General features: G+C 60.3%; 18 protein-coding genes. 7 read left to right on the plus strand and 11 right to left on the minus strand.

The window, feature by feature from the left end; translation table 11 throughout:
• Positions 1-2: 2 nt before the first annotated feature.
• From H6X51_RS16720 to H6X51_RS16745, 6 genes are all read left to right on the plus strand, one after another.
• Positions 3-1,439 (plus strand): mannose-1-phosphate guanylyltransferase/mannose-6-phosphate isomerase, encoded by a 1,437-nt coding sequence (locus H6X51_RS16720; RefSeq protein WP_328795714.1) that lies wholly within the window; start codon positions 3-5, stop codon positions 1,437-1,439.
• Between the two features lie 20 nt (positions 1,440-1,459).
• Complete coding sequence (locus tag H6X51_RS16725; RefSeq protein ID WP_185268611.1) at positions 1,460-2,935, plus strand: lipopolysaccharide biosynthesis protein; 1,476 nt, start codon at positions 1,460-1,462, stop codon at positions 2,933-2,935.
• Between the two features lie 36 nt (positions 2,936-2,971).
• Positions 2,972-4,315: a polysaccharide pyruvyl transferase family protein gene (locus tag H6X51_RS16730; RefSeq protein ID WP_185268612.1), complete on the plus strand. Its 1,344-nt coding sequence runs from the start codon at positions 2,972-2,974 to the stop codon at positions 4,313-4,315.
• Positions 4,302-5,696, plus strand: a complete 1,395-nt coding sequence (locus H6X51_RS16735; RefSeq protein WP_185268613.1) for a Coenzyme F420 hydrogenase/dehydrogenase, beta subunit C-terminal domain — start codon at positions 4,302-4,304, stop codon at positions 5,694-5,696. Before H6X51_RS16730 ends, H6X51_RS16735 begins: the two co-directional genes overlap by 14 nt.
• A gap of 23 nt (positions 5,697-5,719) precedes the next feature.
• Positions 5,720-6,823, plus strand: a complete 1,104-nt coding sequence (locus H6X51_RS16740) for a glycosyltransferase family protein (RefSeq protein WP_185268614.1) — start codon at positions 5,720-5,722, stop codon at positions 6,821-6,823.
• Positions 6,824-7,029: 206 nt separating this feature from the next.
• Positions 7,030-8,445, plus strand: a complete 1,416-nt coding sequence (locus tag H6X51_RS16745) for an undecaprenyl-phosphate glucose phosphotransferase (RefSeq protein ID WP_185268615.1) — start codon at positions 7,030-7,032, stop codon at positions 8,443-8,445.
• A 205-nt stretch (positions 8,446-8,650) separates the two neighbouring features.
• On the opposite strand, the gene H6X51_RS16750 is transcribed toward H6X51_RS16745, so the two are convergent.
• Together H6X51_RS16750 and H6X51_RS16755 are read right to left on the minus strand one after the other, a co-directional pair.
• Positions 8,651-10,021: a DUF1329 domain-containing protein gene (locus H6X51_RS16750; protein ID WP_185268637.1), complete on the minus strand. Its 1,371-nt coding sequence runs from the start codon at positions 10,019-10,021 to the stop codon at positions 8,651-8,653.
• A 24-nt stretch (positions 10,022-10,045) separates the two neighbouring features.
• Entirely contained in the window at positions 10,046-11,887 is a 1,842-nt protein-coding gene (locus tag H6X51_RS16755; RefSeq protein WP_185268616.1) for a DUF1302 domain-containing protein, read from the minus strand.
• A gap of 264 nt (positions 11,888-12,151) precedes the next feature.
• Between H6X51_RS16755 and H6X51_RS16760 the strand changes: the two genes are divergently transcribed.
• Positions 12,152-13,204 carry a helix-turn-helix transcriptional regulator gene (locus H6X51_RS16760; RefSeq protein WP_185268617.1) on the plus strand — a complete coding sequence of 351 codons (1,053 nt, stop codon included), beginning with the start codon at positions 12,152-12,154 and terminating at the stop codon, positions 13,202-13,204.
• 282 nt (positions 13,205-13,486) lie between these two features.
• Here H6X51_RS16760 and H6X51_RS16765 read toward each other — a convergent pair whose 3' ends face one another.
• From H6X51_RS16765 to H6X51_RS16805, 9 genes are all read right to left on the minus strand, one after another.
• Positions 13,487-15,283 carry a DUF1302 domain-containing protein gene (locus H6X51_RS16765; protein ID WP_185268618.1) on the minus strand — a complete coding sequence of 599 codons (1,797 nt, stop codon included), beginning with the start codon at positions 15,281-15,283 and terminating at the stop codon, positions 13,487-13,489.
• 285 nt (positions 15,284-15,568) lie between these two features.
• Positions 15,569-17,611 (minus strand): polysaccharide biosynthesis protein, encoded by a 2,043-nt coding sequence (locus H6X51_RS16770; RefSeq protein WP_328795721.1) that lies wholly within the window; start codon positions 17,609-17,611, stop codon positions 15,569-15,571.
• A 320-nt stretch (positions 17,612-17,931) separates the two neighbouring features.
• Positions 17,932-18,948: a UDP-glucose 4-epimerase GalE gene (gene galE / locus H6X51_RS16775; RefSeq protein WP_185268619.1), complete on the minus strand. Its 1,017-nt coding sequence runs from the start codon at positions 18,946-18,948 to the stop codon at positions 17,932-17,934.
• A 199-nt stretch (positions 18,949-19,147) separates the two neighbouring features.
• A complete protein-coding gene (locus H6X51_RS16780; RefSeq protein WP_185268620.1) occupies positions 19,148-20,542 on the minus strand; it encodes a phosphohexomutase domain-containing protein in 1,395 nt (464 codons plus the stop codon).
• Positions 20,543-20,867: 325 nt separating this feature from the next.
• Positions 20,868-22,487 carry a glucose-6-phosphate isomerase gene (pgi, locus tag H6X51_RS16785; RefSeq protein ID WP_185268621.1) on the minus strand — a complete coding sequence of 540 codons (1,620 nt, stop codon included), beginning with the start codon at positions 22,485-22,487 and terminating at the stop codon, positions 20,868-20,870.
• Positions 22,488-22,512: 25 nt separating this feature from the next.
• Positions 22,513-23,808: a UDP-glucose dehydrogenase family protein gene (locus tag H6X51_RS16790; RefSeq protein WP_185268622.1), complete on the minus strand. Its 1,296-nt coding sequence runs from the start codon at positions 23,806-23,808 to the stop codon at positions 22,513-22,515.
• 9 nt (positions 23,809-23,817) lie between these two features.
• Complete coding sequence (gene galU / locus H6X51_RS16795) at positions 23,818-24,705, minus strand: UTP--glucose-1-phosphate uridylyltransferase GalU (protein ID WP_185268623.1); 888 nt, start codon at positions 24,703-24,705, stop codon at positions 23,818-23,820.
• A gap of 205 nt (positions 24,706-24,910) precedes the next feature.
• Positions 24,911-25,246 carry a nucleotidyltransferase domain-containing protein gene (locus H6X51_RS16800; protein WP_185268624.1) on the minus strand — a complete coding sequence of 112 codons (336 nt, stop codon included), beginning with the start codon at positions 25,244-25,246 and terminating at the stop codon, positions 24,911-24,913.
• The gene (locus H6X51_RS16805) at positions 25,243-25,662 is read right to left on the minus strand and encodes a nucleotidyltransferase substrate binding protein (protein ID WP_185268625.1); all 420 of its coding nucleotides are present in this window, start codon (positions 25,660-25,662) and stop codon (positions 25,243-25,245) included. The genes H6X51_RS16800 and H6X51_RS16805 overlap by 4 nt, the downstream gene beginning before the upstream one ends.
• Between the last annotated feature and the right edge of the window lie 197 nt (positions 25,663-25,859).

Here is a 25,859-nt window from a genome sequence, read left to right on the forward strand (position 1 = left end):
CCATGTTGCAACCCGTAATCATGGCCGGCGGTTCCGGTTCCCGGCTCTGGCCATTGTCCCGCCAGCTCAACCCCAAGCAGTTCCTGCCGCTGGCGGACCAGCAGTTGAGCATGCTGCAGGCCACCATCTGCCGTCTCAAGGGGCTGCCGTGTGCGCAGCTGCTGCTGATCTGCAATGAACAACACCGCTTCCTGGCTGCCACCCAGCTGGAGCAGTTGGGCATGGACGACACCCGTATCCTTCTCGAACCCTGCGGACGCAATACCGCCCCCGCCATCGCCCTAGCCGCGATCAAGCTGGCGACCGCGGGGCAGGACCCGCTGTTGCTGGTGCTCGCGGCGGACCACCGGATAGCCGACATTACCGCCTTTCAGGACAGCATACAGGCAGCGATTCCGCTGGCCGAGGCCGGCAAGCTGGTCACCTTCGGCATAGTGCCGGGCAGCGCCGAGACAGGCTATGGCTACATCCAGCAGGGCGAGCGGCTGAATGATCGCGCGTTCACCGTCAGCCGCTTCGTGGAGAAACCCGACGCCGCCACCGCCCATGCCTATGTGGAATCGGGCGAGTATTTCTGGAACAGCGGCATGTTCCTGTTCCGCGCCTCACGCTACCTGGAGGAGCTGGCCGACCACCGTCCGGACATTCTCACCGCCTGCCGCGAAGCCGCGCTGGGCAAGGCCTACGACATGCTGTTCACCCGCGTGGACGCCGAAGCGTTCGCCGCCTGCCCGGACGAGTCCATCGATTATGCCGTCATGGAGAACACCGCCGATGCGGTGGTAGTCAGCCTGGACGCCGGCTGGAGCGATATCGGTTCCTGGTCGGCGCTGTGGGATATCAGCGACAAGGATGCCGCTGGCAACGCCATGCAGGGTGACGTGCTGGCGCATGAGTCGCGCAACACCCTGGTCCGCGCCGACCACCGCCTGGTCGCCACCCTGGGCGTGGATGACCTGATCGTCGTCGAAACCAAGGATGCCGTACTCGTCGCCCACCGCGACCGGGTGCAGGAGGTCAAGGCACTGGTGGAGAAGCTCAAGGCCACCGGTCGCCAGGAGCATATCAGCCACCGCGAAGTCTATCGGCCCTGGGGCGTATACGACTCCATCGACCATGGCCATCGCTACCAGGTCAAGCACATCACGGTGAAGCCCGGCGCCAAACTGTCCCTGCAGATGCACCACCACCGCGCCGAACACTGGATCGTGGTCTGCGGCACCGCCAGGGTCACCAATGGTGACAAGACCTATCTGGTGACGGAAAACCAGTCGTCCTACATCCCCATCGGCCAGGTGCACACCCTGGAAAACCCCGGCGTCATCGACCTGCAGCTGATCGAGGTGCAATCGGGCTCGTATCTGGGCGAGGACGACATAGTGCGTTTCGAAGACAGGTACGGGCGCGTGGAAAAAAACCCGGTCGCCACCAAGGCATAGTGCACGGGACCCGCAACCACATGAGTGCTGTTTCCCAACCCAAAGGCCTCGGCAGCATCGCTGCCCGAGGCGCGGTACTGACCATGGGCGGCCAGGGCGTGAAGATCATGCTGCAGTTCTGCGGCATCGTGATCCTCGCGCGCCTGCTCTCCCCGGATGACTACGGCCTGCTGGCCATGGTCGTGGTACTCACCGGCCTTGGTGAGGTGCTGCGCGACTTCGGCCTGTCATCGGCTGCCGTGCAGGCCACCAGCCTCTGCCGGCAACAACGCAGCAACCTGTTCTGGATCAACTCGGCCATCGGCCTGGGCCTGGCCACGCTGGTGTTCGCCATCGCCCCGGCGATCGCCAGCTTCTATGCCGAACCCAGGCTGGTTGCCATCAGCCAGGTGCTGGCAATCACCTTCATCCTGAACGGCATCGCCACCCAGTACCGTGCCCAGCTCAACCGCAGCATGCGCTTCGGCAGCCTGGCGCTGGCCGATATCATCGGCATGGCCGGCGGGCTGGGTGCTGGCCTGCACATGGCCTTGAGCGGCTTCGGCTACTGGGCGCTGGTCGGGCAGCAGCTGGCGTTGTCCGGCACCACGCTGTGCGTGTTGCTGGCCAGCGCGCGCTGGCTGCCGGGCCTGCCGCGCAGCGGCGTACCCATGCGCGCCCTGCTGGGCTATGGCGGCAATCTCATGGGCACGCAACTGATCGGCTATGCCACCCGCAACCTGGACAGCCTGATCATCGGCTACCGCTTCGGCGCCGAATCCCTCGGCCTGTACAGCAAGTCCTACCAGCTATCCATGCTGCCGCTGAACCAGATCAACGCACCGGCCACTACCATCGCACTACCGGTACTGTCGCGGCTGCAGCACGAGCCGCAGCGGTATCGGCAATTCCTGCTGCACGGCCAGACGGTCATGCTGCATGTGATCGTCGGGCTGCTGAGCTTTGCCGCAGCAATGGCCGAACCCCTGATCCTGCTGGTGCTGGGCCCGCAATGGACCCCGGCGGTACCGATCTTTCGCATTCTCGCGGTAGCGGGCATCTTCCAGGCGGCCAGCTATGCCAGCTACTGGGTGTTCCTGTCCAAGGGACTGACGGGGCTGCATCTGCGTTTCACCCTGCTCTCCAGGCCGGTCCTGATGGCCTGCATCCTGCTCGGCGCCTTGTGGGGCATGCCCGGCGTGGCCCTGACCGTCGCCGGCGGCATGGCGGTGTCATGGCTGTGGGCCCTGCTGTTCCTGAGGCATTCCGGCGCGCCGGTACGGGGCATGTTGCGCAACGGCCTGATCATCATCAGTGGGTATGCCATCAGTGGCGGCCTGACCTGGTATGGCGCCCACACCTGGAGCGACGCGCCGGTGACACAGCTGCTGATCAGCCTGCCCCTGATGGCCGCGAGCCTGCTGTTCATCTGCCTGATCTGGCGGCCCTTCCGCAACAGCATGTTGCAGATACTCGACTCCAGGGCACTGCTGCGGGCCAAGCGACCCGCGGCGTAACCGCCACCATCCCATTTCGTCATTCTCGGAAGCACCATGAAAAAGCATTTGAAAGCCATCCTGGGCTACCCGCCCCTGTTGTTTCTCTGTGACCGACTGCTGTTCAGCATCCAGCGTAAATCGCCCCGAGGCGGGGCTCCTACCCTCAACGCCAACCCCACCCCCGACCCCGTGGGAGCGGCGCCCCGCCGCGATGACCGAACGCACCAATCGCCCCGAGGCGGGGCTCCTACCTATAGTCTGCTGATTGCCCCACCCGGCGGCGGCAATATCGGTGACCAGGCCATGGTCGAGTGCTTCCTGGAAAACACCCCGGGACAGATCATCATCATCTGCCGCACCCCCAGCGATATCAGCATCCCTGCCGAGTACCACCAGCGCACCCAACTGGTCGCCCTGCCAGGGCTGATCTATGGCCATCTGCCCAACCACCTGGCCAGCATGCAGCACTTCCTCCGCCTGCTGCACCGGGCCGAATCCGTGGCCATCACTGGCGCCGACATCATGGACGGCGCCTACAACTGGCACGCCTCCAGCAACCGGGCCAACCTCGCCTGGCTGGCAGCACAGACCGGCGTACCAGTGCGGATTCTCGGCTTCAGCTGGAACGGCCACGCCCACCCGCATGCCCTGCGCGCCCTGAAACGCGCCAGCGCAGCCGGAGCGCAGCTCTGCCTGCGCGACCCGCTATCAGCCGAACGGGCCCGCGCTGATGGCCTGGCCAATGTCAGCGAAGTAGCGGATATGGTATTCGCCGCACGCACAGTGGACCTTGACGCAGCATCCCGGCTACTGGCCTCACTGCCCGCCGGCAGCCGCTACGCCCTGGTCAACGCCAGCGGCCTGATCGGCAGTGGCCAGCAGATCGAGGAGTACCGGCCGGTGATCCGGGAGCTGCAACACCATGGCCTGCACGTGGTCCTGCTGCCCCACGTCTCCCGGCCCGGCGGCGATGACCTGCGGCTATGCCGGCAGATCCATCAGGCAGTCGATGATCCGGCGCTCCTGCTGATCGACCACCTGCCCTGCCCGGCCACCATCCGCGGCCTGACCGCTGGCGCCACCCTGGTCGTCACCGGCCGCATGCACCTGGCCATCATGTCGCTGTATCACGCTGTACCGGCAATTACCCTCGCCACCCAGGGCAAGGTCGAGGGGCTGATGCGCCTGTTCGGTGCGGAATGCCTGTGTGTCGACCCGCAGCCCGGCTTCGGCCAGAGCGTCATCGCCATCATCCGGCAGGTACTGTCGCAGCCGGAGGATCTTCACCAGCACCTGCTCAGCAAACTGCCGGAAGTACGCGCCATGGCACGTCGGAACTTCATCGCCACCGCCAGGGCTGCCACTGAACGGGAGGCAACGGCCTATGCCTACGATTGAGCAGGTAGTCGAACGGGATATCTGTGTGGGTTGCGGAGCCTGCCAGTTCGCCACCCGGGGAGAAGTCAACGTCAGCCGCAACGAGCAGGGCTATTACAGCGCCGACCTGTCCCGCGCCCGCCCCGATAGCCTCACCAGCGCCAGCCGGGTCTGCCCGTTCAGCAACGAATCGGCCAATGAAGATGCCATCGTCCGCCAGGTATTTGCCGATATCCCCAAGCATGACCCACGCACCGGCAGATACCTCAGTATCGCCGCCGCCCGGGTCAATGATGATGAGTACCTGCAGGGCAGCAGCTCCGGCGGCCTGACCAGTTGGCTGCTGGCGCAACTGCTCGACGGCGGGCATATCGACGGGGTGATCCATGTCGGCCAGGGCGGCGACGGGTTGTTTTCCTATCGCGTTTCCTACACCCAGCAGGAACTGCGCGCCCGACGCAAATCCATCTACTACTCGACCAGCTTCAATACCGCGCTGCAGAGCATCCATGGCGACGGCCGGCGCTATGCACTGGTTGGCGTCCCCTGTTTCATCAAGAGCGCCCGCCTGCTGTGCATGCAAGACCCTATCCTGGCCGGGCAACTGGCGTACTTCGTCGGGCTGGTGTGCGGCCATCTGAAGTCCGCCGCCTTCGCCGAACTGCTGGCCTGGCAATGCGGCATAGAACCTGGGCAACTGGCCGCGGTGGATTTTCGCATCAAGCAGCCAGGCCGAGATGCCGGTCGCTACAGCTTCGCCGCCAGGGCCCGGTACCCCGGCGGCCATTCGGCCAGTGACGACCAATGGATCACCCGCCCGACCAGCGAGCTGCTCGGCGGCAACTGGGGCCATGCCCTGTTCCAGCTCAACGCCTGCAACTATTGCGACGATATCTTCGCCGAAACCGCGGACGTGGTGCTGGGCGATGCCTGGTTGCCGGAATACCGCGCGGACTGGCGCGGTACCAATATCCTGCTGTGCCGCAACCGCCTGATACAGAGCCTGATAGACCAGGCCACGAGTACCGGCGAGCTGTTTCTGCAAGCCATATCCCCGGCCCAGGCCGCCAGCTCCCAGGCCGGCAATTTCCGGCATCGCCATGAAGGGCTGGCACTGCGCCTGGCCGATGACCAGAGCGCCGGCCTGTGGAGCCCGAACAAACGCGTCCTGGCCGATCACAACGTGGTCAACGCCCGGCGCCGCGAACTGATCCGCCGGCGCCGGGCGCTATCGGCAGCCAGCCATGAGCTGTTCGCCGAAGCCCGCCGGCAGAATGCCCTGCAGCTGTTCATCGCACGTATCACGCCGCTGGTACAGCTCTATGAGAAATGCAATACCCCTTCGCTGCCACGCCGCCTGCTGGGCCTGGCCAAACGCAAGCTCCAGTTGATTCGCCCCTGACCTCATAACGCAGATTCGATGCCATGATCCGAATGCTTCGCGCCACACGGCACTCCCGCCCGGAACCAGCGGTCTCCAGCTCCCGGTCAACCACCCATCCCGCCCCCAGGGAGCAACCACTGCCCAGCAAACCAGGGCAACGCCTGAAAATCGGCTATGTGCCCGGCTTCGCCGAGGAGAACGCCTACGTCCAACGCACCCAGGACGCCCTGTCGCATCTCGGACATGTGTATCCCTTGTCCCCATCGACCAAGTCGCTGTGGCGCATGCTGCAATTTCGTCCCGGCTTCTTCGATGTCATCATCGTCAACTGGCTGGAACACAAGACCGCCAGCCCGAGTACCGGCAAACCGTCACTCCTGGGCATCGTCGCCTATTTCGTACAGATTTTCGCCTTTCGTATCCTGGCGCGGCGCCTGGTCTATGTCCGCCACAATATCTACCCGCATCACGCCAACAGCCGGAGTGCAGCGGCACTGACCCGGGTCATTGATCTATCGGAGCGCCTGTACTCGGCCACCGCCACCCACAGCGGCCATTTCCCGAACAAGCACTACATCCCCCATCCGTTGTATTACGAACAGCCCATGGCCGGTAACACCGGGAAGAACTGTCACTTCATCGTGTTCGGGCGGGTCATGCCGTACAAGAACATCGAGCAGTTGATCGACAGCTTCCCGGTTGACCAGCCACTGATCGTCGCCGGCCCCTGCGATGACCAGGACTATTTCGAGCAGCTGAAAACCGCCGCCGAAGGCAAGCAGATCGAGTTCATCCCACGCTTTCTATCCGAGGAAGAAGCCAGGGAACTGGTCGGCACCGCGCGCGGGCTGATCCTGTCCCACGCCGATGACGACATGATCGTCAGCGGCAGCTTCTTCTATGCGCTGAGCCTTGGCACCCCGGTGATAGGGGTGAAAACCCCCTTCTTCAGCTGGGTACAGCAGGAGCTGGCACTGCAGGGGCTGACGGTCATCGATGACCTTCAGTCCATCGAGTCCGCACTCACCCAACAGCCCCACCTGCCAGCGGAGGAGATCGTCCGCTCGGCCCGGCAGTACTTTTCCCTGGCAACGGTGATCGGCTATTGGCGAAAGCTGTTTCTCCAATTGGAAGTGCAAGGCTAAGCGAAGTGCTGTTGGGCTCTGGAGGGTCGAGTTCCAGCTCGACCAGCGGAGCAACATGAAAAGCCGCAGGCCGGGATGGAACCCGGCCTTCCATGTCCCCCTTCGGGTTGTCGAGCGCCTGCTCGACGACATCATCCAGGCAACTCGCCCCCCCATGCCATCACCCTCTCCTCCCCCAAACACCGAATACCTTGAAGGTCACCACCATGCTGAACAATCAAGACGGCATCATCCGCTCCAACGAACCCATACTGGCAGTCATCCAGCGCTGGCTGGATATCCTGGTCATCGGCCTGGCATTGGTGCTGGTCATTCTATGGCGTGCCCCCCCCTACGATGCCCACCACTGGATCAACCTGCTGATCGCCATGTTCGGCTTCTATCTGCTCAGCGACATGAGCCAACTGTATGGATCATGGCGTGGCGAACATACCTTCCGCGAACACCGCCGGGTGGCCGCCAACTGGGGCGCCGCATTCATCCTCATGGCGGCGGCCGATTACCTGTGGTTCCACAACGGCCTGCTCACCGACGCGGACAAGCTCTACTGGTTCGCCACCACCCTGGTGATCCTCAGCGGCTATCGCATCGTCCTGCGCCAGATCATGCGCACCCTGCGGGCCAATGGCTACAACAGCCGCACGGTCGCCATCGTCGGCGCCGGACCGCTCGGTCAGCGCCTGGCCAACAACATCCTCGGCAACCCGTGGATGGGGCTGGACCTGCTCGGTTTCTATGACGACCAGGTCAGAGGCGCAGTCGCGCTCCCCGACATACAGCAACCCATGCAGGTCAAGGGCAATATCCAGGCGGTGATCGAAGGAGCGCGCGCCGGTTACATCGACAAGGTGTACATCACCCTGCCCATGCGCTCGGAAGACCAGATCAAGGCGTTGCTGGACCAACTCAGCGACAGTACCGCATCGGTCTACCTGATCCCCAACGTGTTCATCTTCGACCTGCTGCATGCACGCAGCGAAAGCATCAACGGCCTGCCCAGCATCAGCATCTTCGACTCACCTATGGATGGCGCCAATCGCCTGGTCAAGCGGATCGAGGATGTGCTGCTGTCGTTACTCATCCTGTGCCTCATCGCCGTCCCCATGTTGCTGATCGCCCTGGCGGTACGCCTGAGTTCACCCGGCCCGGCACTGTTCCGGCAGAAGCGCTACGGCATGGATGGGCGACCCATCGAAGTGTGGAAATTCCGCAGCATGACCGTCATGGAAAACGGCGCCGCGGTTACCCAGGCCACCCGCCATGACAGCCGCATCACCCCGTTGGGCGCCTTCCTGCGCCGCACCTCCCTCGATGAACTGCCGCAGTTCATCAATGTGCTGCGCGGCGAGATGTCCATTGTCGGCCCACGACCACATGCCATCGCTCACAACGAGGAATACCGCAAGCTGATCACCGGCTACATGCTGCGGCACAAGGTCAAGCCGGGCATCACCGGCTGGGCGCAGATCAACGGCTGGCGCGGCGAGACGGAAACGCTCGACAAGATGGAAAAGCGCATCGAGTACGACCTCAACTACATCCGCCGCTGGTCATTATGGCTCGACCTGAAGATCGTCTTCCTGACGATCTTCAAGGGCTTCATCAACAAGAATGCCTACTGACATCGTCATCCTTTGTCTCACCTCGTCATCCTTCGCGAAGGCGAAGGATCCATCGTCCAGACAAGCTCCAGTGTCGCCGGTGGATCCTCGGCCTGCGCCGAGGATGACGTGAAACCCGGAAGAATGGGGTGAGAGCCGACAACAAAAATAAAAAAGGGGCATCCGAAGATGCCCCTCAAACCCAAACGTAAAGCAACTACCGCAATCAGCGTACCCCTGCAGCCCTCAGAGCGGCCGGAGTGAACTGGTTGTAGGTCGGCGGAGTGCCACCGAACTGAGGCGCGGAAGCCTCTTCGGTGTACATGCCCAGGGCGATGTAACGACCTGCCAGCAGGTCATACAAGGTCTCCAGAGCGTAACCGGGGATCTGGTGCTTGTAGTTGAAGGAAATATGCCCTTCACCAACACGCCACAGGGTGCCACGGCCGTCGTAGTGGTCAGCCAGACCGATCTGCCAGGAGTCCTCATCGACGAAGAAGTTACGTTGTGCGTAGATATGACGCTGGCCCTGTTTCACGTCACCCTGTACTTCCCATACGCGATGCAGCTCGAAGCGCGTATGTTCGGGATTCACGTGGCCCGCTTTCAGTACATCCGCGTACTTCAGCCCTGGTTGGGTCAGCTTGCCGGAGTTGTATGGCAGGTAGATTTCCTTCTTGCCAACCAGCGTCCAGTTGTAGCGGTCGGGTGCACCGTTGTACATCGAGAAGTTATCCGATGTGCGCATACCATCCGATGCGGTACCCGGACCATCGTAGGCTACCTGTGGAGCACGACGTACCCGGCGCTGACCAGCGTTGTATACCCACGCCATGCGCGGCTCTTTCAACTGATCGAGGCTGTCATGCACCAGCAGCACGTTACCGGCCAGACGCGCCGGCGCGTTCACCCGCTGCTTGAAGAACAGCAGCGTGTTGGGCATGGTGGTGGCATCGATATCGGGCATCAGGTTCGGATAGCCCACTTCCTCTTCCAGCTTGATCAGCGTATAGGAACCATTGGTCTGCGGCATGGCCTGCATGTACCAGCGATGCACGTTCAGACGGTAGCGCGTCATGTGGTTCCAGATCACTTCCGCACCGGACTTAGGTACCGGGAAGACGAAGGAAGCGCCGGGAGTGACGTTCTCGATACCGTCACCACCATTCACCAGCTTGGCCTGACCGGCAGTCTGCTTGACCTGGTCATAGACACGCTGGGGAAAGCCAACTGTACGCTGGGTCTTGTAGACCGGCATACGGAAGGTTTCCGGATAACGCTCGAACATCGCAACCTGGCCAGGAGTCAGGTTGTCCCTGTACTGCTGGTAGTTCTGCGCGGTGATGACGAACTCAGCCTGTTCGCCCTCGAACGGGTTTTGCAGGAAGTTGTTGGGCAAGTCATTACCCGCGTCCGTCGGCAGGCCACCGGTCCACTCAGGGATGGTACCTGCCGCGTTACCTGCCTTTTCCGCCCCGATCGGGGTCAGGGAGTTGCCCAACTGATCGATTTCAGACTGGTTGAGGCTCTGGGCCGAGACAGCGGTGGCAACCAGGCTCAATGCCAGGCCGCAGGCGCCAATTATCATTTTCTGCATATGCATTTTTCTCTCCTAGCCTGCTTAGAAACTTACGCCAAAGCTGACGGCGGCGAAGTCGCGGTCAACCAGAGTGTTGTACTTGCCATCAAAGAAGTTGGTGTAGCTGATGCTGGCGTTGTACTTGTTGGCGTAATCGGCATTCAGGCCGACGCTGATCGACTTGGCATTTTCCACGAAGTTCGGGCTGTAACCTTCAACGTCATGCGACCAGGCGATGTTCGGGCTCAGGTTGATTCCGGCAAACACGTTGCTGTAATCCAGGGCTGCGCGCAGACGATAGCCCCAGGAAAAGTCGGTGAAGAAACCGTCGTTTTCACACCAACTTGGTGCTCTCGATGAGTTAGCCTCGGAAGCACAGGTTCCCGTAGCTTGCCCATCCCCAGCCTGCCAAGGACTTTGGCCGAACAGAGAGTCACGACCATACTTGGGCCCATTACCACTGATGCCACCGATATGGTTGAAGGCAACCTCGCCGATCAAGGATAGACGACTGGCTCCCCAGATACGGTCAATGAAATGTACCGCGTTCAAAGACCCCTGAACGAAGTCCTTGCGATCATAACCTCGGATATAGTCACCCGCTGCCCACGGACCACCGCGGTGGGTGTTGTCACCCGGCGCCACGAAATCAGAAAGGGCCGCACGACTCATGTCCCCGGAGTTGATCTGGATCGGCATATTCGGACGATAACTCAGTTCACCGGCAACCGAGGTCCCCCCAATATCAGTGCCAAAGCTGACACCATACAGACGGATGTCTTCCGGATGCTCGAAGAAGTAACCGGCAAGCCCCAGAGTTCCATCAATACCTGCTACTGCACCTGGTCCAGGACCACCCTTGATATTGGAGTAGATGGGGGCCCGACTATGGTAGTTCATGGCATAGAAGCCAAATTCAGTATTATTCAGCTGAGGCACGAACCAGCGCATCGCCACACCGAATTGCCCACTATCACTGGCGTCCTTGTTTTTGCTTGTCCTCACGATATAGGAAGCGTAGGTACCCAGATCCGGATGCTGGAAGCCGTTCGGCAGACCAGGATGGCCGTGCGGAAGATCTGGACCGACCCAAACCAAGCGATCATTACACCCTTCGCCAACCACATCAGAAGTAGAGAAGAACGTACCGCAGTTGTCAGCGATGGTTCCATGCCATTTCAACTGATAGAACGCTTCGAGAGTCACGTTTTCGGTCAGACCCTGGGACAAATACAGCATCTCGACCGGCATCAGACCTTCTTTCAGCTCGGCACCAGGGCGGCGGAATGCAGAGGCATCGATCGGGTTGATCGTGTTGATACCGTTTTGTACAAAGATACCTTCACCCCAGCTGACCACCTGGCGACCCAGACGCACGTTGCCAGGGTTATTGCCGATGGAATAGTTGTGGTAGACGAAGGCATCGAGCAGTTGGATGCCGGAGCCCTTCTGCAAGGGGTGGCGGCCTGAATCACTGATGTCGTAGAAACGTTGGCTGCCATCCTTGGTTTCGAAGTCGTACCAGTAGTTGCCACGGATAAAGGCACCTGACTGACCGTAACGCAGCTCCAGATCATGGGAGCCCTTGAATATCTTGGAGAAGACGTCTCCCTTCTTGTAGTTCAAACGGCCATCATCCGATGTCCGGGCAGCAGCCGTACCACCGGTAATAGGCACACCCGCGTCGTTCACTACTTGCGGAAAGGTAAAACGCTTATCGCGATTGGCCGTCGATACGCTAGCACCGATCGACAGCTGCGAGTCAAGTTGACCTTCAATTGCACCGATGTTGAAGTTCACCGCATTTGCCGAGCCTGCGAAGCTGGCAAGCCCGATTGCCAGAGGCAATGCAGCCAGCGCCCAAGCATGCTTTGTTTTTGTCATTGTGCTGCTCCGTTAGATTGGATCCATACCATCTGGCCTTGGGGGAGCCAGGCGGTCGCTATCAAGTCTGTCATGGAGCGCCGAAACGAATTGGCCGATTCGGACCAATGCCTTGGCCGCGCAGGACATTCATTTGATGAATGTGATCGATTTCTCCGCAGCAATAGTCTGTTGTATTTTTTTGCATAATGGCTGCAGCTGCTCTATGTTATGTCTCAACGACAAGAATCGTTACAAATAAGAACAACAAGAGGAAAGGCCGGCATGAGCCACGTACTTCCGCCACTTCCCTGCCATCGACTCAAGGAACGAGCGTTATGGGCCCGGGGCATCATTCAAGCATTAAGTACCTATGGGAAACAGATTCGCGATCTGCCCGACGACCTGGCCTCCTACGCGGGTCCCGATGATCTGAGTCTGCGCCACGTCAGCCAGACTGACATGAATCGCCTCTGGCACGCAGCGGCCAGCCTGAGCAAGGACGACTGTTTCGCCCTTCGTATGGGTCTGGGTTTCACCAGTCCGACGATGCAATTACTAGCCCTCACAGCCCGCTCCAGTGAGACAGCTGGCGCAGCTGTCCAACGTATCGTGCGTTTCATCCAGGTCTTCAGCACCCAAGTGCAGCTATATTCGGTCGAAGACGAGCATTCAGTGACAGTGTATTTCGAAGCCAAGGGGGCTGCCCATCCCCTGCAAATTGAGGCATTGGTCTCCCGCTGCGTCAACTCATGGAAGGAAATGGAAACGGAAAACCTGCCGCTGATCATGGAAGTCCGCCTTGGCGGAGAAGCCGAAAAGCGACGTGAGGAATGCGAGCAGATTCTCGGCACACGGGTCCGCCTGGGCAGTAAGCGCATAGCCGTACGCCTCAACCGCCGGGCCCTGGATACCCGCCTGCCGACCAGCGATGCCTTCCTGCTGAAACGCCTGGATGCGTCCCTGGAAGATATGCTCGAGGACCTGCCCAATGTGGACTTTGCCGAGCAGGTCAAGCAGCGCATCCGCGTGCTACTGTCCGAGCGGGAGATATCCGAGGAGCTGGTCGCCCTGCCCTTCAACGTCAGCCCGCGACACCTGCGGCGCAAGCTCAGCGAAACCTGCACCACCTATGAAAAACTGCTGGATGAAGTACGCATGGAGCTGGCCATCAGGTTGATCCAGGAAAACCGCCTGAACCTGGGGCGTATCGCCTTCGAACTGGGCTTTCTCGACCCCAGCAGCTTCACCCGCGCCTTCCGCCGCTGGACCAGCATGAGCCCAACCGCTTTCCGCGAGCAGACGCTGGGCCGGCCGGTGGGCACGGTACTGGTGTAAGTGACAGAAGCGGCCCAGGCTCCCCCTGGGCCCTGCCACCGTCATCCTTCGCTTCTCCCCCGTTGTACCGTTTCTACACGTCATCCTTCGCCCCTCCCCGTCATCCTTCGCCCCTCGCCGTCATCCTCGGCGCAGGCCGAGGATCCATGGTGCCGGTCAGATCGGAGTGGCCGGTGGATCCTTCGCCTTCGCGAAGGATGACGGCGAGGGGCGAAGGATGACCGAGAGAGGCAAGGGATGACGGTGTGAAGATAGAGAAAGCCGTTCCAGCTTCAGCAAAACCTAGAAACTCACCCCAAAACTCAGCGCCGCAAAGTCCCGGTCTTTCAGTACGTTATACTTGCCATCGAAGAAGTTGGTATAGCTGATGCTGGCGTTGTACTTGTTCGCATAGTCGGCGTTCAACCCAATGCTCACCGACTTGGCATCCTCGATGAAGTTCGGCCCATAGCCATCCACATCATGGGACCAGGCGATACTCGGATTCAGGTTGATCCCGGCAATCACGTTGCTGTATTCCAATCCAGCCCGTATCCGATATCCCCACGAGGAACGCGTCACATAACCTTTATTTTCACACCAGCGGGCATTCTCCGGACGCTGGCCGTGGCACTGGCCATCCGCTGTCGGCCCCTGCCCGAATAGCGGATCACGGCCATAGCGCGTACTACCCGGCCCGCTCTCCAGGCCACCGATATAGTTGAAGCCAACCTCCCCGGCCAGGCTCAGACGACTGGCGCCCAGGACCCGGTCGATCAGGTGAACCATCGACACCTGCGCCTGCCACAACTCCTTGCGCCGATAACCATGAATCTCATCGAGCGGCTGCAGCGCAACCGCATCACCGTTGAAAACCGGCGTCGGATAGAGATAACCGAGTACATCGGCGGGAATGGCGGTGAGGCTGAGATCGGAGGTGTTTATCTGCAGATTGTAGTTGGGCCGGTAGCTGATCTCACCCGCCAGTGTCGAGCCGGCCACGCTGGTCTGGAAGCTCAGCCCATAGAGCCGGATATCTTCCGGATACTCCAGGAAGTAACCTGCCGGCCCGCTGACACCATCCACTCCAGGCACGCCGGGTACGACCGCATCGTAGCCCCGCACCACGGAAAAGGCGGGAACCCGGCTGTGATAGTTCATCGCGTACAGACCAAACTCGGTGTCGTTGAGCTGCGGCACGAACCAGCGCAGGGCAACACCATACTGACCGCTGTCACCCGCATCCCGGTCCTTGCCGTAGCGCGCGTTGTAGTCAGTGGTCATGTTGCTCGGCGGATAGATGATATCCGGCGCCGCACCATGTGGCCGGTCCACCGCCAACCCGAGCCGATCATTACAGCCCTTGGCCAGGGTATCGCTGGCAGAAAAGAAAGTGCCGCAGTTATCGACCACGCTGGGCGCCCACTTCAGCTGGTAGAACAGCTCTGCGGTCAGGTTCGCTGTGAGGCCCTGGGACAGGTACAGCATCTCGACAGGGATCAGCCCCTCCTTGATCTCCGCCCCGGGGCGGCGGAAGGCCGATGCGTCGATCGGATTGATGGTATTGATCGAGTTGCTGATGAACATGCTCTCGCCCCAACTGACCACCTGACGCCCCAGGCGCACATGCCCGGGGTTATTGCCGATGGTGTAGTTGTGGTAGACGAAGGCATCCATCAGCGCGATGCCCGAGCCCTTCTGCAAGAGATCGCGACCATCATCACGGATATCGTAGAACTCCTGGCTGCCATCCTTGACCTCGAAGTCATACCAGTACTTGCCGCGCAGGAAAGCGCCGGAGTCACGATAACGCAGCTCCAGGTCGTGGCTGCCCTTGAATATCCGGGAGAAGATATCGCCCTTGTCGAAATTGAGCCGCCCATCGTCCGTGGTCTTGGCTGCGGCCCTGCCACCGTTGTACGGATCGATGAAATCCGAAGACGGAGCCGACGTCGCCCAGCTGACGCCGATGGACAGCTCACTATCAAACTGCCCCTCAAGCTCCCCCCAGGAGAAAGAAGCCGCCTGCGCCAGCGGCGAGAACGTCAGGCCGATGGCCAGCGGAAGCAATGCCAATGGTCGTGGATCGTTTCTTGTCATTGTTCTAATCCCTTTGTGTTGTTCCAACTCCGTCAGGAGCACAAAAGGAGATTAGCACCACATGAATGAATGTTCATTTCTTTTTTGAGGTGCATATCAAATGACAGGAATTGACGCTATGTGCTGCCCAACCGCCGCAAGGCGTAGCGCAGGCGCGCTACACCCCGAGAGCCACATTCCGGGTTGTCGAGCGGCTCGGGCCGCGATCGGACTCGACGACAGGGCTACCTAAAAACTACCAGGAGGGTAGCCCCAACGCAGACCGGTACGCCACACCCACCCTGATCACCCAGCAGCAATATCCTTGCCGACGCCAGGCGACTCTTCCTGCCTGGCATGCTGCTCATACAACAGGTCGACGATACCATTGGTAGGCGCATACCCCTGTACGGTAGCCAGCAGGGTTTCGCGTACCTGGTTGTAGTCATCCTCGCGCACCGCCTCACGCAGGGTATCCAGGATCGGCAGCAAGGCGCTCCAGGTCGTATACACTTCATTGGCCCGGTGGATCTTGCTGTGCGCAGTGGCCTCAGGGTTATCCCCGATCAGCAGTTCCTCATACAGCTTCTCGCCCGGACGCAGGCCGCTGAAGGTAATGGCGATATCACCGTTGGGGTTGATCTCATCGCGGACCGTCAGGCCCGACAGCATGACCATCTTGCGCGCCAACCCGAGGATGGTCACCGGCTCGCCCATGTCCAGCACGAACACGTCACCACCCTGCCCCATGGCCCCGGCCTGGATCACCAGCTGCGCTGCCTCGGGGATGGTCATGAAGTAACGGGTGATGTCCGGGTGGGTCACGGTAATCGGGCCACCACGGCGAATTTGCTCACGGAAACGCGGAATCACCGAACCGGAAGACCCCAGCACATTCCCGAAACGCACCATGGTGAAGCGGGTCCGGTTGACCTGGTTGACCGATGGCGTCTCTCCCCACAAGTGCGGCGCCTGCTCACGGCTCAGCGCCTGCAGTACCAGCTCAGCCAGGCGTTTGGTCGAGCCCATCACATTGGTCGGGCGCACCGCCTTGTCAGTGGAGATCAGCACGAAGTTCTCCACCCGGCACTTGATCGCCGCCTGCGCCGCATTCAGGGTACCGAACACATTGTTCATGATGCCTTCGGCGATATTGTGCTCCACCATGGGCACATGCTTGTAGGCCGCGGCATGGTAGATGGTATTGATCTTCCAGGCGCCGATCACATCCTGCAGGCGCCCGAAATTGCGAATGGAGCCCATGATCGGCACCAGCTGGATATCCAGCTTGCGGGTGCGAATCCAGCCTTCCAGTTCACTGTGAATCTCGTACAGGGCGAACTCGCTGTGCTCGAACAGCACCAGGGTAGTCGGCTCGGACTGGACGATCTGGCGGCACAGCTCACTGCCGATCGAACCACCGGCACCGGTCACCATCACTGCCTGGCCCTTGATGCAACGCTGGAACAGCGACGGGTCCGGCGGTACCGGATCGCGGCCCAGCAGGTCGGCGATATCCACTTCCTGCAGATCGTCGACCTTCACCTTGCCACAGGCCAGATCCATGATGCCGGGGATGGTACGCACGTGCACACCATGGCCCTGCAGATTGGTCAGGATTTCCTGGCGGCGCGAGCGCGGCGCCGAAGGCAATGCCAGGAACAGCTCCGCCACGCCGGTATCAGCGATCATGCTGCCGACCTGGTCACCGGAATACACCTTCAACCCACCAATGGTCCGGCCGACCAGCCGCGGATCATCGTCAACGAAGGCCAATGCCTTGTACAGACGACCGACCTTCAACGACGCCAGCAATTGCAGACCAGCGGCGCCCGCTCCGTAGATAGCCACCGGCTGGCCGCCATGCTCGCTGTCCTTATCCTTGTTATGGTGCAGCACCGGCAGGCCCGCGGTCAGCCAGTCGCCCATAAAATACTCACGCGCCAGCAGGCGCAGGCCGCCAATCAGGATCAGGCTCAGCGCCCAATAGGAAAAATACACCGAGCGCGGAAACAACACATCCCAGCCCAGGTCCTTGGCCACCAGCAGAACAAAAGCGAATGCCAGAAAGCCCAGCGTGACCGCCTTGGCGATGCAATACAGCGCCACGTTACCGAAATGCCGCATGACCGCGCGGTACATGCCCGTACGTACATACAGCGGAATGGCCAGCAAAGGCCCAAGCAGGAACAGGAACCCCTGCCCGTTCTCCGGCCAGGTCCAGCCCTCGTCACCCAGTCGCAGATATAAAGCCAACCACAGGGCCAGCGACAACAATATGACATCGGCCACGATCTGGATGGAACGTTTCTGGCCATGACTCAATTCGATCAGTTGTTCTTTCAGCACCGACTCAAACCTCTGATGATGATAACTGGGAACATCCGCTGCTCTAGTGCGACAGCGATATGTTACAGAATGTTCCAGGTCTTTTTTATCTTCAACACTCTCGGGTTCCCTCACTACCGCCCTCGACCTCCCTCGTCATCCCAGGCGTCTCCCTCGCGATCCTTCGTTCCTCACCCGTCACCCTTCGCTCCTCCATCGTCATCCTTCGCGAAGGCGAAGGATCCACCCGCTACACAGAGTAGGCCAGGACCCTGGATCCTCGGCCTGCGCCGAGGATGACGAAGGGGGGCCGACGATGACTGGAAAGAGGCCGAAGACACTTAGCGATACCCATTCGGGTTATTCGATTGCCAGCGCCAGGCATCGGCACACATGGCCTCCAGCCCCAGCTCCGCGCGCCAGCCGAGTTCCTCGGCAGCCATGGCCGGATCGGCATAGCAGCAGGCCACATCGCCAGGGCGACGGTCGGTCAGTACATAGGGCAGTTTCTGGCCACAGGCCCGCTCGAAGGCATGCAGCATATCCAGCACTGAATAGCCCTTGCCCGTACCGAGGTTGAACGCCTTGAGCCCCAGGCCGCGCTCCAGCCACTGCAGCGCCTTCACATGCCCTTCGGCCAGGTCCATGACATGGATATAGTCACGCACACCGGTGCCATCATGGGTTGGATAATCGCTGCCGAACACACTCAGATGTTCGCGCCGGCCCACCGCAACCTGGGCGATGTAAGGCATCAGGTTATTGGGAATGTCCGCCGGGTCCTCACCGATACGGCCGCTGATATGCGCACCCACGGGATTGAAATAGCGCAGCAGCGCCACGTTCCAGGCGTTATCGGATACATAAAGATCGCCCAGCAGTCCCTCGACCATCAGCTTGGAGCGACCATAGGGGTTGGTCGCACTGGTGGGGAAATCCTCACGGATCGGCACCGAGGCCGGATCGCCATACACCGTGGCCGAGGAGCTGAACACCATGTTCTTCACTCCGGCCCGGCGCATCGCATCACAGAGCACCACAGTGCCGCTGACGTTGTTGTGGTAGTAGCGCAGCGGCTGGGCCACCGACTCGCCCACCGCCTTCAGCCCGGCAAAGTGGATCACCGCATCGATGGCATGCTGCTCAAACAACTGATCGAGCAGAGCAGCATCGTTCACGTCACCCTCAACCAGCGGCAACGCCTGACGGGTGATATCCTCCACCCGCCGCACCGCCTCCCGAGAGCTGTTGCTGAAATTGTCCAGCACCACCACCCGGTAGCCCGACTCCAGCAATCTGATGCAGGTGTGCGAGCCAATATAACCCGCGCCCCCCGTCACCAAGATGGTCTTGCTCATACCCAATTCCTCATCTTCCGGGGCGTAGCCCCCGGCTTCGGGGATGCAGCCCCCGGACCGCTATCGGGCGCCACACCTGCGCCCGCCCCACCTAAAACCTGTCGTCGAGCAGGCGCTCGACAACCCGAATACACCGCGCCCGCTTTCGGGGTGTAGCGCGCCTGCGCTACGCCTACGGCCTACCACCTCAAACCCAACGTCAAATCGCCCGTATCGCCTCCAGCAGCTTATCGGTCTGCTGCTGCATCAAGGTTGCATCACCCCGGCTTTCCACGTTCAGGCGAATGACCGGCTCGGTATTCGACGCCCGCAGATTGAAGCGCCAATCCGCGAAACAGACGCTCAGGCCATCAGTGTAATCCACATCCAGCGCCTCAGGCGCATATTGCGCCTCGATTGCCTTGATCACCGTTGCGGCATCGCTGACCGTCAGGTTGATCTCACCAGAGGACGGATAGGCAGCAATACGCTCGCCGACCAGCTCGGACAGCGGCTTGCCCTTGCGGCAGACCAGCTCGGCCACCAGCAACCAGGGGATCATGCCGCTGTCGCAATAGGCGAAGTCACGGAAGTAGTGGTGTGCACTCATCTCACCGCCATACACCGCGTCCTCGGCACGCATGCGCTCCTTGATGAAGGCATGCCCGGCCTTGGTCTGGATCGCCACCCCACCGCTCTGCTCCACCTGCTCCACGGTATTCCATACCAGCCGCGGGTCATGGATGATGCGCGCGCCCCGCTCCTTCTGCAGGAAAGCCTCCGCCAACAGCCCGACGATGTAATAGCCCTCGATAAAGCGGCCCTGCTCATCGAACAGGAAGCAGCGATCAAAATCACCATCCCAGGCAATCCCCATATCCGCCTCGTACTTGAGCACCGCATCGCGGGTCACACCGCGGTTCTCGATCAGCAGCGGGTTGGGAATGCCATTAGGGAAACTGCCATCCGGCTCATGGCAGATCTTCACCAGTTCCACGGGAATATGCTGCTCGGCGAAGGCCTTCTCCAGCGCATCCACCACCGGCCCGGCCGCACCGTTACCGGCGTTGACCACCAGGCGCATGGGCGTGAAAGACACCGGGTCGATATAGCTGAGCAGGTGCTCGATGTAGTCGGCGCGGACATCGACCAACTCGTAGCTGCCGCGATCCGCCTCCGCCACCGTAGGGTCACAGCCGTCGACCAGCTCGTACTCAGCAGCCTCCGCCAGAGCACGGATATCCGCCAGCCCGGTATCGGCGGAAATCGGCCGAGCACCCTCGCGTACCAGCTTGAAGCCGTTGTAATCGATAGGGTTGTGCGACGCCGTCACCTCGATACCGCCGTCGACACCCAGGTGGAAGGTGGCAAAGTACACCTCCTCGGTGCCGACCATACCCAGATCGAGCACATCCACACCCTCGTCACGCAACCCATTGGCCAGCGCCGCCTTCAACGGCGCAGAGGTCTCCCGCACATCGCCACCGAGCACCACACGCTTGGGCTTGAGCCACTGGGCAAAGCCCCGGGCAATACGATAGGCAACGCCCTCATCCAGCTGCGTACCCAACTGCCCACGAATGTCATAGGCCTTGAAACAAGTGATCTCGGACATACAGGTTCCTTTGCTTGAAAATCGTGAAAATCTTTTTGGGGGTGGGCTGCCCTTCCCCCTCTCCCCAGCCCTCTCCCGCGAGGGGAGAGGGAGCCGGTCGTGCAGGCTGGGAGCTATTGTTTCGTCCTGAAGCTTCTCTGAACGGCCACTACACCGAGACTCCACAACATCTGCTCATCTGCTCATCTGCTCATCTGGACATCTGGACATCTGGACATCATCAATAACTTAATACTGTCAGAAATAAGGAAAACACCCCGCAGGCACCAACAAGCTCCCTCTCCCCTCGCGGGAGAGGGCTGGGGAGAGGGGGAACAAAAAAACCTCACCCCTCCCCCAAAATCCTTCCCAACAACCCCACCGTAGAAGAATCCGCCCCCACCAACTCCCGCGTCTCCCCCCGAATCCTCGCCAACGTATCCACCGCCAACCGCTTACCCATCTCAACCCCCCACTGGTCAAACGGGTTAATCCCCCAGATCACCGACTGCACAAACACCTTATGCTCATACATCGCGATCAACGCCCCCAGGCTATACGGCGTCAACTCATCCAACAACAAAGTCGAACTCGGCTGATTCCCCCTGTAACGCTGATAGCTCGGCATGCTCTCCGGCTCCTTCAGCGCCGCATCCCCCAGCGCCAGCAGACGTGACTGCGCCAGGCAGTTGGCCAGGGCCAGCTCATGCTGCGCGACCAGCTCCTCCATCACCTCATCATGACTCTGATGATAACGCCGCGCCGGCATAATGAAGTCACAGGTCACCGCCTCGGTGCCCTGGTGCAGCAGCTGGTAAAAGGCGTGCTGCGCATTCGGCCCCACATCGCCCCAGATGATCGGGCAGGTATGGTGCTCCACCGGCTTGCCCTCACGGGTCACGCTCTTGCCGTTGGACTCCATCTCCAACTGCTCCAGGTACAGCGGCAAATGTTTCAAACGCCCATCATAGGGCAGTACCGCCTGGGCGTTAATTCCCAAGATATTGGTATTCCAGACGCCGATCATCGCCATCAGCACCGGCAGGTTGCTTTCCCATGGCGCCGACTTGAAGTGTTCATCCATCAGGTGCGCACCGGCCAGCAGGTGCCGGAAGCCGTCCATCCCCACCTTCAGCGCAATCGGCAGACCAATCGCCGACCACAGCGAATAGCGCCCGCCAACCCAGTCCCATATCTGCAACTGGTGCTCCTCGCTGATCCCCCACTCGGTCATCTTCGCCACAGCGGAAGACACCCCGAGAAAGTGACAATGCGCCACCCCCGGCTTGCTGCCCAGCGTGTGCTGCAGCCAATGCCGGGCGGTATCGGCGTTGCTCAGGGTATCGATGGTGGTGAACGACTTGGAGGAGATGATGAACAGCGTCGAATGCGGATTGAGCGTACGCAGCAGCTGCGACAGCTGGCTGCCATCCATGGTCGAGGCAAAATGCATGGTCAGGCGTGACGAGGTAGGCATGACGCTGTCACACAGCGCATCGCTGACCATCAACGGCCCCAGATCGGAGCCACCCACACCGATATTGACCACATCGGTCACCACCTCACCGGTCACCCCGCGCCACTGTCCGGAATGCAGTTTGTTGACGATGCGCTCCATCCGGTCGAGCTGTTCATGTACCTGGGCGGTGATATCGTCGCCATCAACCTGGCACGCGGCATCACGCGGCAAGCGCAACGCCCAGTGCATTGCCGGCCGGCCTTCGGTGCAGTTGACCGGCTCGCCAGCGAACAACTTGCCGATCCATTCCTCCAGTTTGCTCTGCCTGGCCAGTTGGAACAGAGTCTCCAGCGTCTGCTCGGTCAAGCGCTGCTTGGAATAATCGAACAACAACGGCCCGCACTCGCAATGCAAATGCGCAAAGCGTTGCGGATCGGTCGCGAACAGCTGGGCCAGATGCTGTTCTTTCATGCTATCGGCGTGGTCCGCCAGAACGCGCCAGATCATAATTTCGCCTTTTGTAAATATTTCATCAGCGCCGACCTATCCCGTAATAAGTAAACCCACTACGCTTCATATACACCGGGTCCCACACATTACGCCCATCCAGCACCAGCGGCGCACGCATCTCGGCCTTCAGCCGCGCAAAATCCGGGCTCCAGTAGGACTTCCACTCGGTCACCAGCATCAACGCATCCGCCCCGGCCACCGCCGCATAGGGGTCGTCGTGCAGCACCAGGTCATCCCGCGTACCAGCCCATTGCGCCAGCGCCGGCAACGCACGGGGATCATGGACATGCACCTGCACACCTTGCGCCCACAACGCCTCGATCAGCTTCAACGCCGGCGCATTATCGATACGCGACGACTCAGGCTTGAACGCCACGCCCCAGATCGCCACCTTGCGGCCATCCAGCTTATTGTCATAGTGCCGCCACAACTTGCGGAACAGCGCCTCCTTCTGCCGCTCGTTGATCTGCAGCACCTCTTCCAGCAACTGCGCCTGCAGACCGCTGTGCTGCAGGGTACTGGCCAGACTCATCACATCGCGGGAAAAGCTCAGCCCACCAAAACCACAACCGGGATACAGATAAGCCTCACCAATGCGCTTGTCCGCCCCCATCCCCTGGCGCACCCGCTCGATATCCACACCCAGGTTGTCCGCCAGGTTGGCCATATCATTCATATAGCTCAAACGCGTCGCCAGCATGCCGTTGATCGCCAGCTTGGTGAACTCCGCCTCCCGCGGGCGCATCTGCATGATCGAATCCCGGCGGCGATTAAACGGGCGCAGTATTTCCGCCACCAGGCGCACCGCCCAGGGCAAATCCGCCCCCACCAACCAATGCTCGGCGCGGGTGAAACCATTCAGCGCCGCCCCTTCGGTCAGCAGATCGGGAATGCTCACCACCGCACCATGGCGCAGGTCGGCTCCAGGTCGGCCCAGCAGAGTCTGCTGCAATGCCTCGGTACTGCCGACGGGAAAGGTGGACTGGTTGACCACCAGGAATTCAGGATCGATATCAGCCGGCAAGCCATCCACCAGGCGATGCGCCAACTCCAGCGCATCCGGCGACAATGCCAGCCACAGCACGGTGCAACGGGTATCCGGTGCGGTATCAAGCCCTGCCACCAGCAGTCGGCCAGAGCGCTTCTGCTCAGCCATCAGATCCGCAAGCCCCGGCTCACGGAAAGGAAACTCCTCACCACTCAAGGCATCGGCAATCGGCCCGGCGGGCACATGCAAGCGGACCTGATGCCCCGTGGAAGCCAGCGCCGCAGAGCTGACCAGCGCGCATAGCGTATCGCCATACACATCAATGTACATGGTTCATCCTCAACCTTGATAACGCCCCAACATCGCCCGGAAATCAGCTCCCAGTTGCGGATGCTGCAAACCATAGGCAACCGTCGCCTCCAGATACCCCAGCTTGCTGCCGCAATCATAGGAGCGACCGGAAATATGCCAGGCCTCGACGCCCTCTCCCTTCATCAGCTCGGCAATCGCATCGGTCAGCTGGATCTCCCCACCCGCACCGGGCTGGGTATTGGCCAGCAGCTCGAAGATGCGCCCGGGCAATACATAACGACCGACGATCGCCAGGTTGGACGGCGCCTCATCACGTGGCGGCTTCTCCACCACCCGGCTCATCAGCGTATGGTTGCCCGGCTGCAGCTCAACGCCATGCACATCCACCACCCCGTATTGGCTGACCAACTCCTCCGGCACCGGCTCGACCATGATCTGGGCATGACCACCGGTCTCGATAAAGCGCTGCGTCATCAACCCCAGGTCATTGGTGGCGCCACTGCCCTGCTCCACCAACACATCCGGCAGCAGCACGGCAAAGGGCTCATCCCCAACCACCGGCCGAGCACAATACACCGCATGCCCCAGGCCCAACGCCCGGCCCTGACGCACCGCCGTCACCTTCAGCTGCGGCGGCGCGATATCGCGCAACACCTGCAGTAACTCCTTCTTGCCCCGGCGCTCCAGCTCCGCCTCCAGCTCATAGTGCACATCGAAGTGATCCTCGATGGCCTTCTTGCTGGAGTGAGTCACCAATACAATCTCGTTGATCCCGGCCGCCAGCGCCTCCTCGACCACATACTGAATCACCGGCTTGTCCACTACCGTGACCATCTCCTTGGGAATCGCCTTACTGGCGGGCAAAAAGCGCGTACCCAACCCCGCAACCGGCAAAACAGCTTTAGTGACCTTCACTGTTAACTCCTGATTCTAAATAAGTTTTTTTCAAAAAATAGGAAAGCGTAGCGCAGAAAGAGTTCAGATTAAATCCATATACGAAGCAAGCTTCGCAGAAAGCATATGAAGCGGTAGACAAAGGGATGGAATCGTTAGCCAAACAAGACATGTGTAACCCACCACAGCAGTCATGGGATGAGCACCCCCGGTCCGCATTCGGACGCTATACCTGTATCAAGGCCGTATCATGCTTGACATAAAAAGGCACCCCAACGCGCTCGATGTGCTCAACAAGCGACGCGTTGTCAATCCGGTGCATCAGTGACAAATCCACAGTCCAGGGCAACAGCAAATCATCGATTTGATTTTCAATCGTCAACAACGTCGACAGATCAAGCATCTCTCCCTTGATCGTCAAGTCGATATCCGATCCTGGCCGATAGTTTCCCTTGGCACGTGATCCGTAAAGCAGAACCTCATCAATCTGCGGCCACTGCTTGAATACCCGCGTCAATCGTTCAATCGCGTCGGTGGGCAGACCGTACAGCAAGGTTGTCATATCTCCTCGGCCCTACTCTGCATATCTGTTTCAAACCGAGCGAACAAACCATGATAGCTATTCAGAATCTTATCGGTAATCTCGTTGGCGACAGACTCATTGTAGGTATGGGCAGACTGATTACGACTCTTGATCATCTCCATCCAGCCCTCTCCATCCGTAACCAGACCGTGCTTGAACGCGTTACGAATAGCATCCCTGGACCCTGTTATGCCGGGATTGCCCTGATAGAGAAAATAATCCTTCATCACATTCCAGGCCAACTCAAAGACGAACTCGAACGCCTGAATGACTCCTTGCTTCTCCAGATCACTTAGATCACGTGAATGGGCCAACTCCACCGCACTGACCAACCTCGCCCTCGCTCGCTTAAAATTTGCCAAGCGCTGCACCCAGCGAATGTCTTGACCATCCATCACTCTTCTCCAGAAAATTGTCGACGCAAGCATGAAGCGTTCACCACCTCACTCTACACAAAGTGACACTAGTGTGACTTAACGTAGAGATAATGCCAGGGATGTAGCGCCCGATCCGCACTCGGGCACTACGCCTCCCCCTCCAAATCGCACCAAATGAGCTATACAGAATGGGCACCCCCAATGACAAGGAAAAC

The organism is Halopseudomonas xiamenensis (assembly GCF_014219065.1).
Taxonomy (GTDB): domain Bacteria; phylum Pseudomonadota; class Gammaproteobacteria; order Pseudomonadales; family Pseudomonadaceae; genus Halopseudomonas; species Halopseudomonas xiamenensis.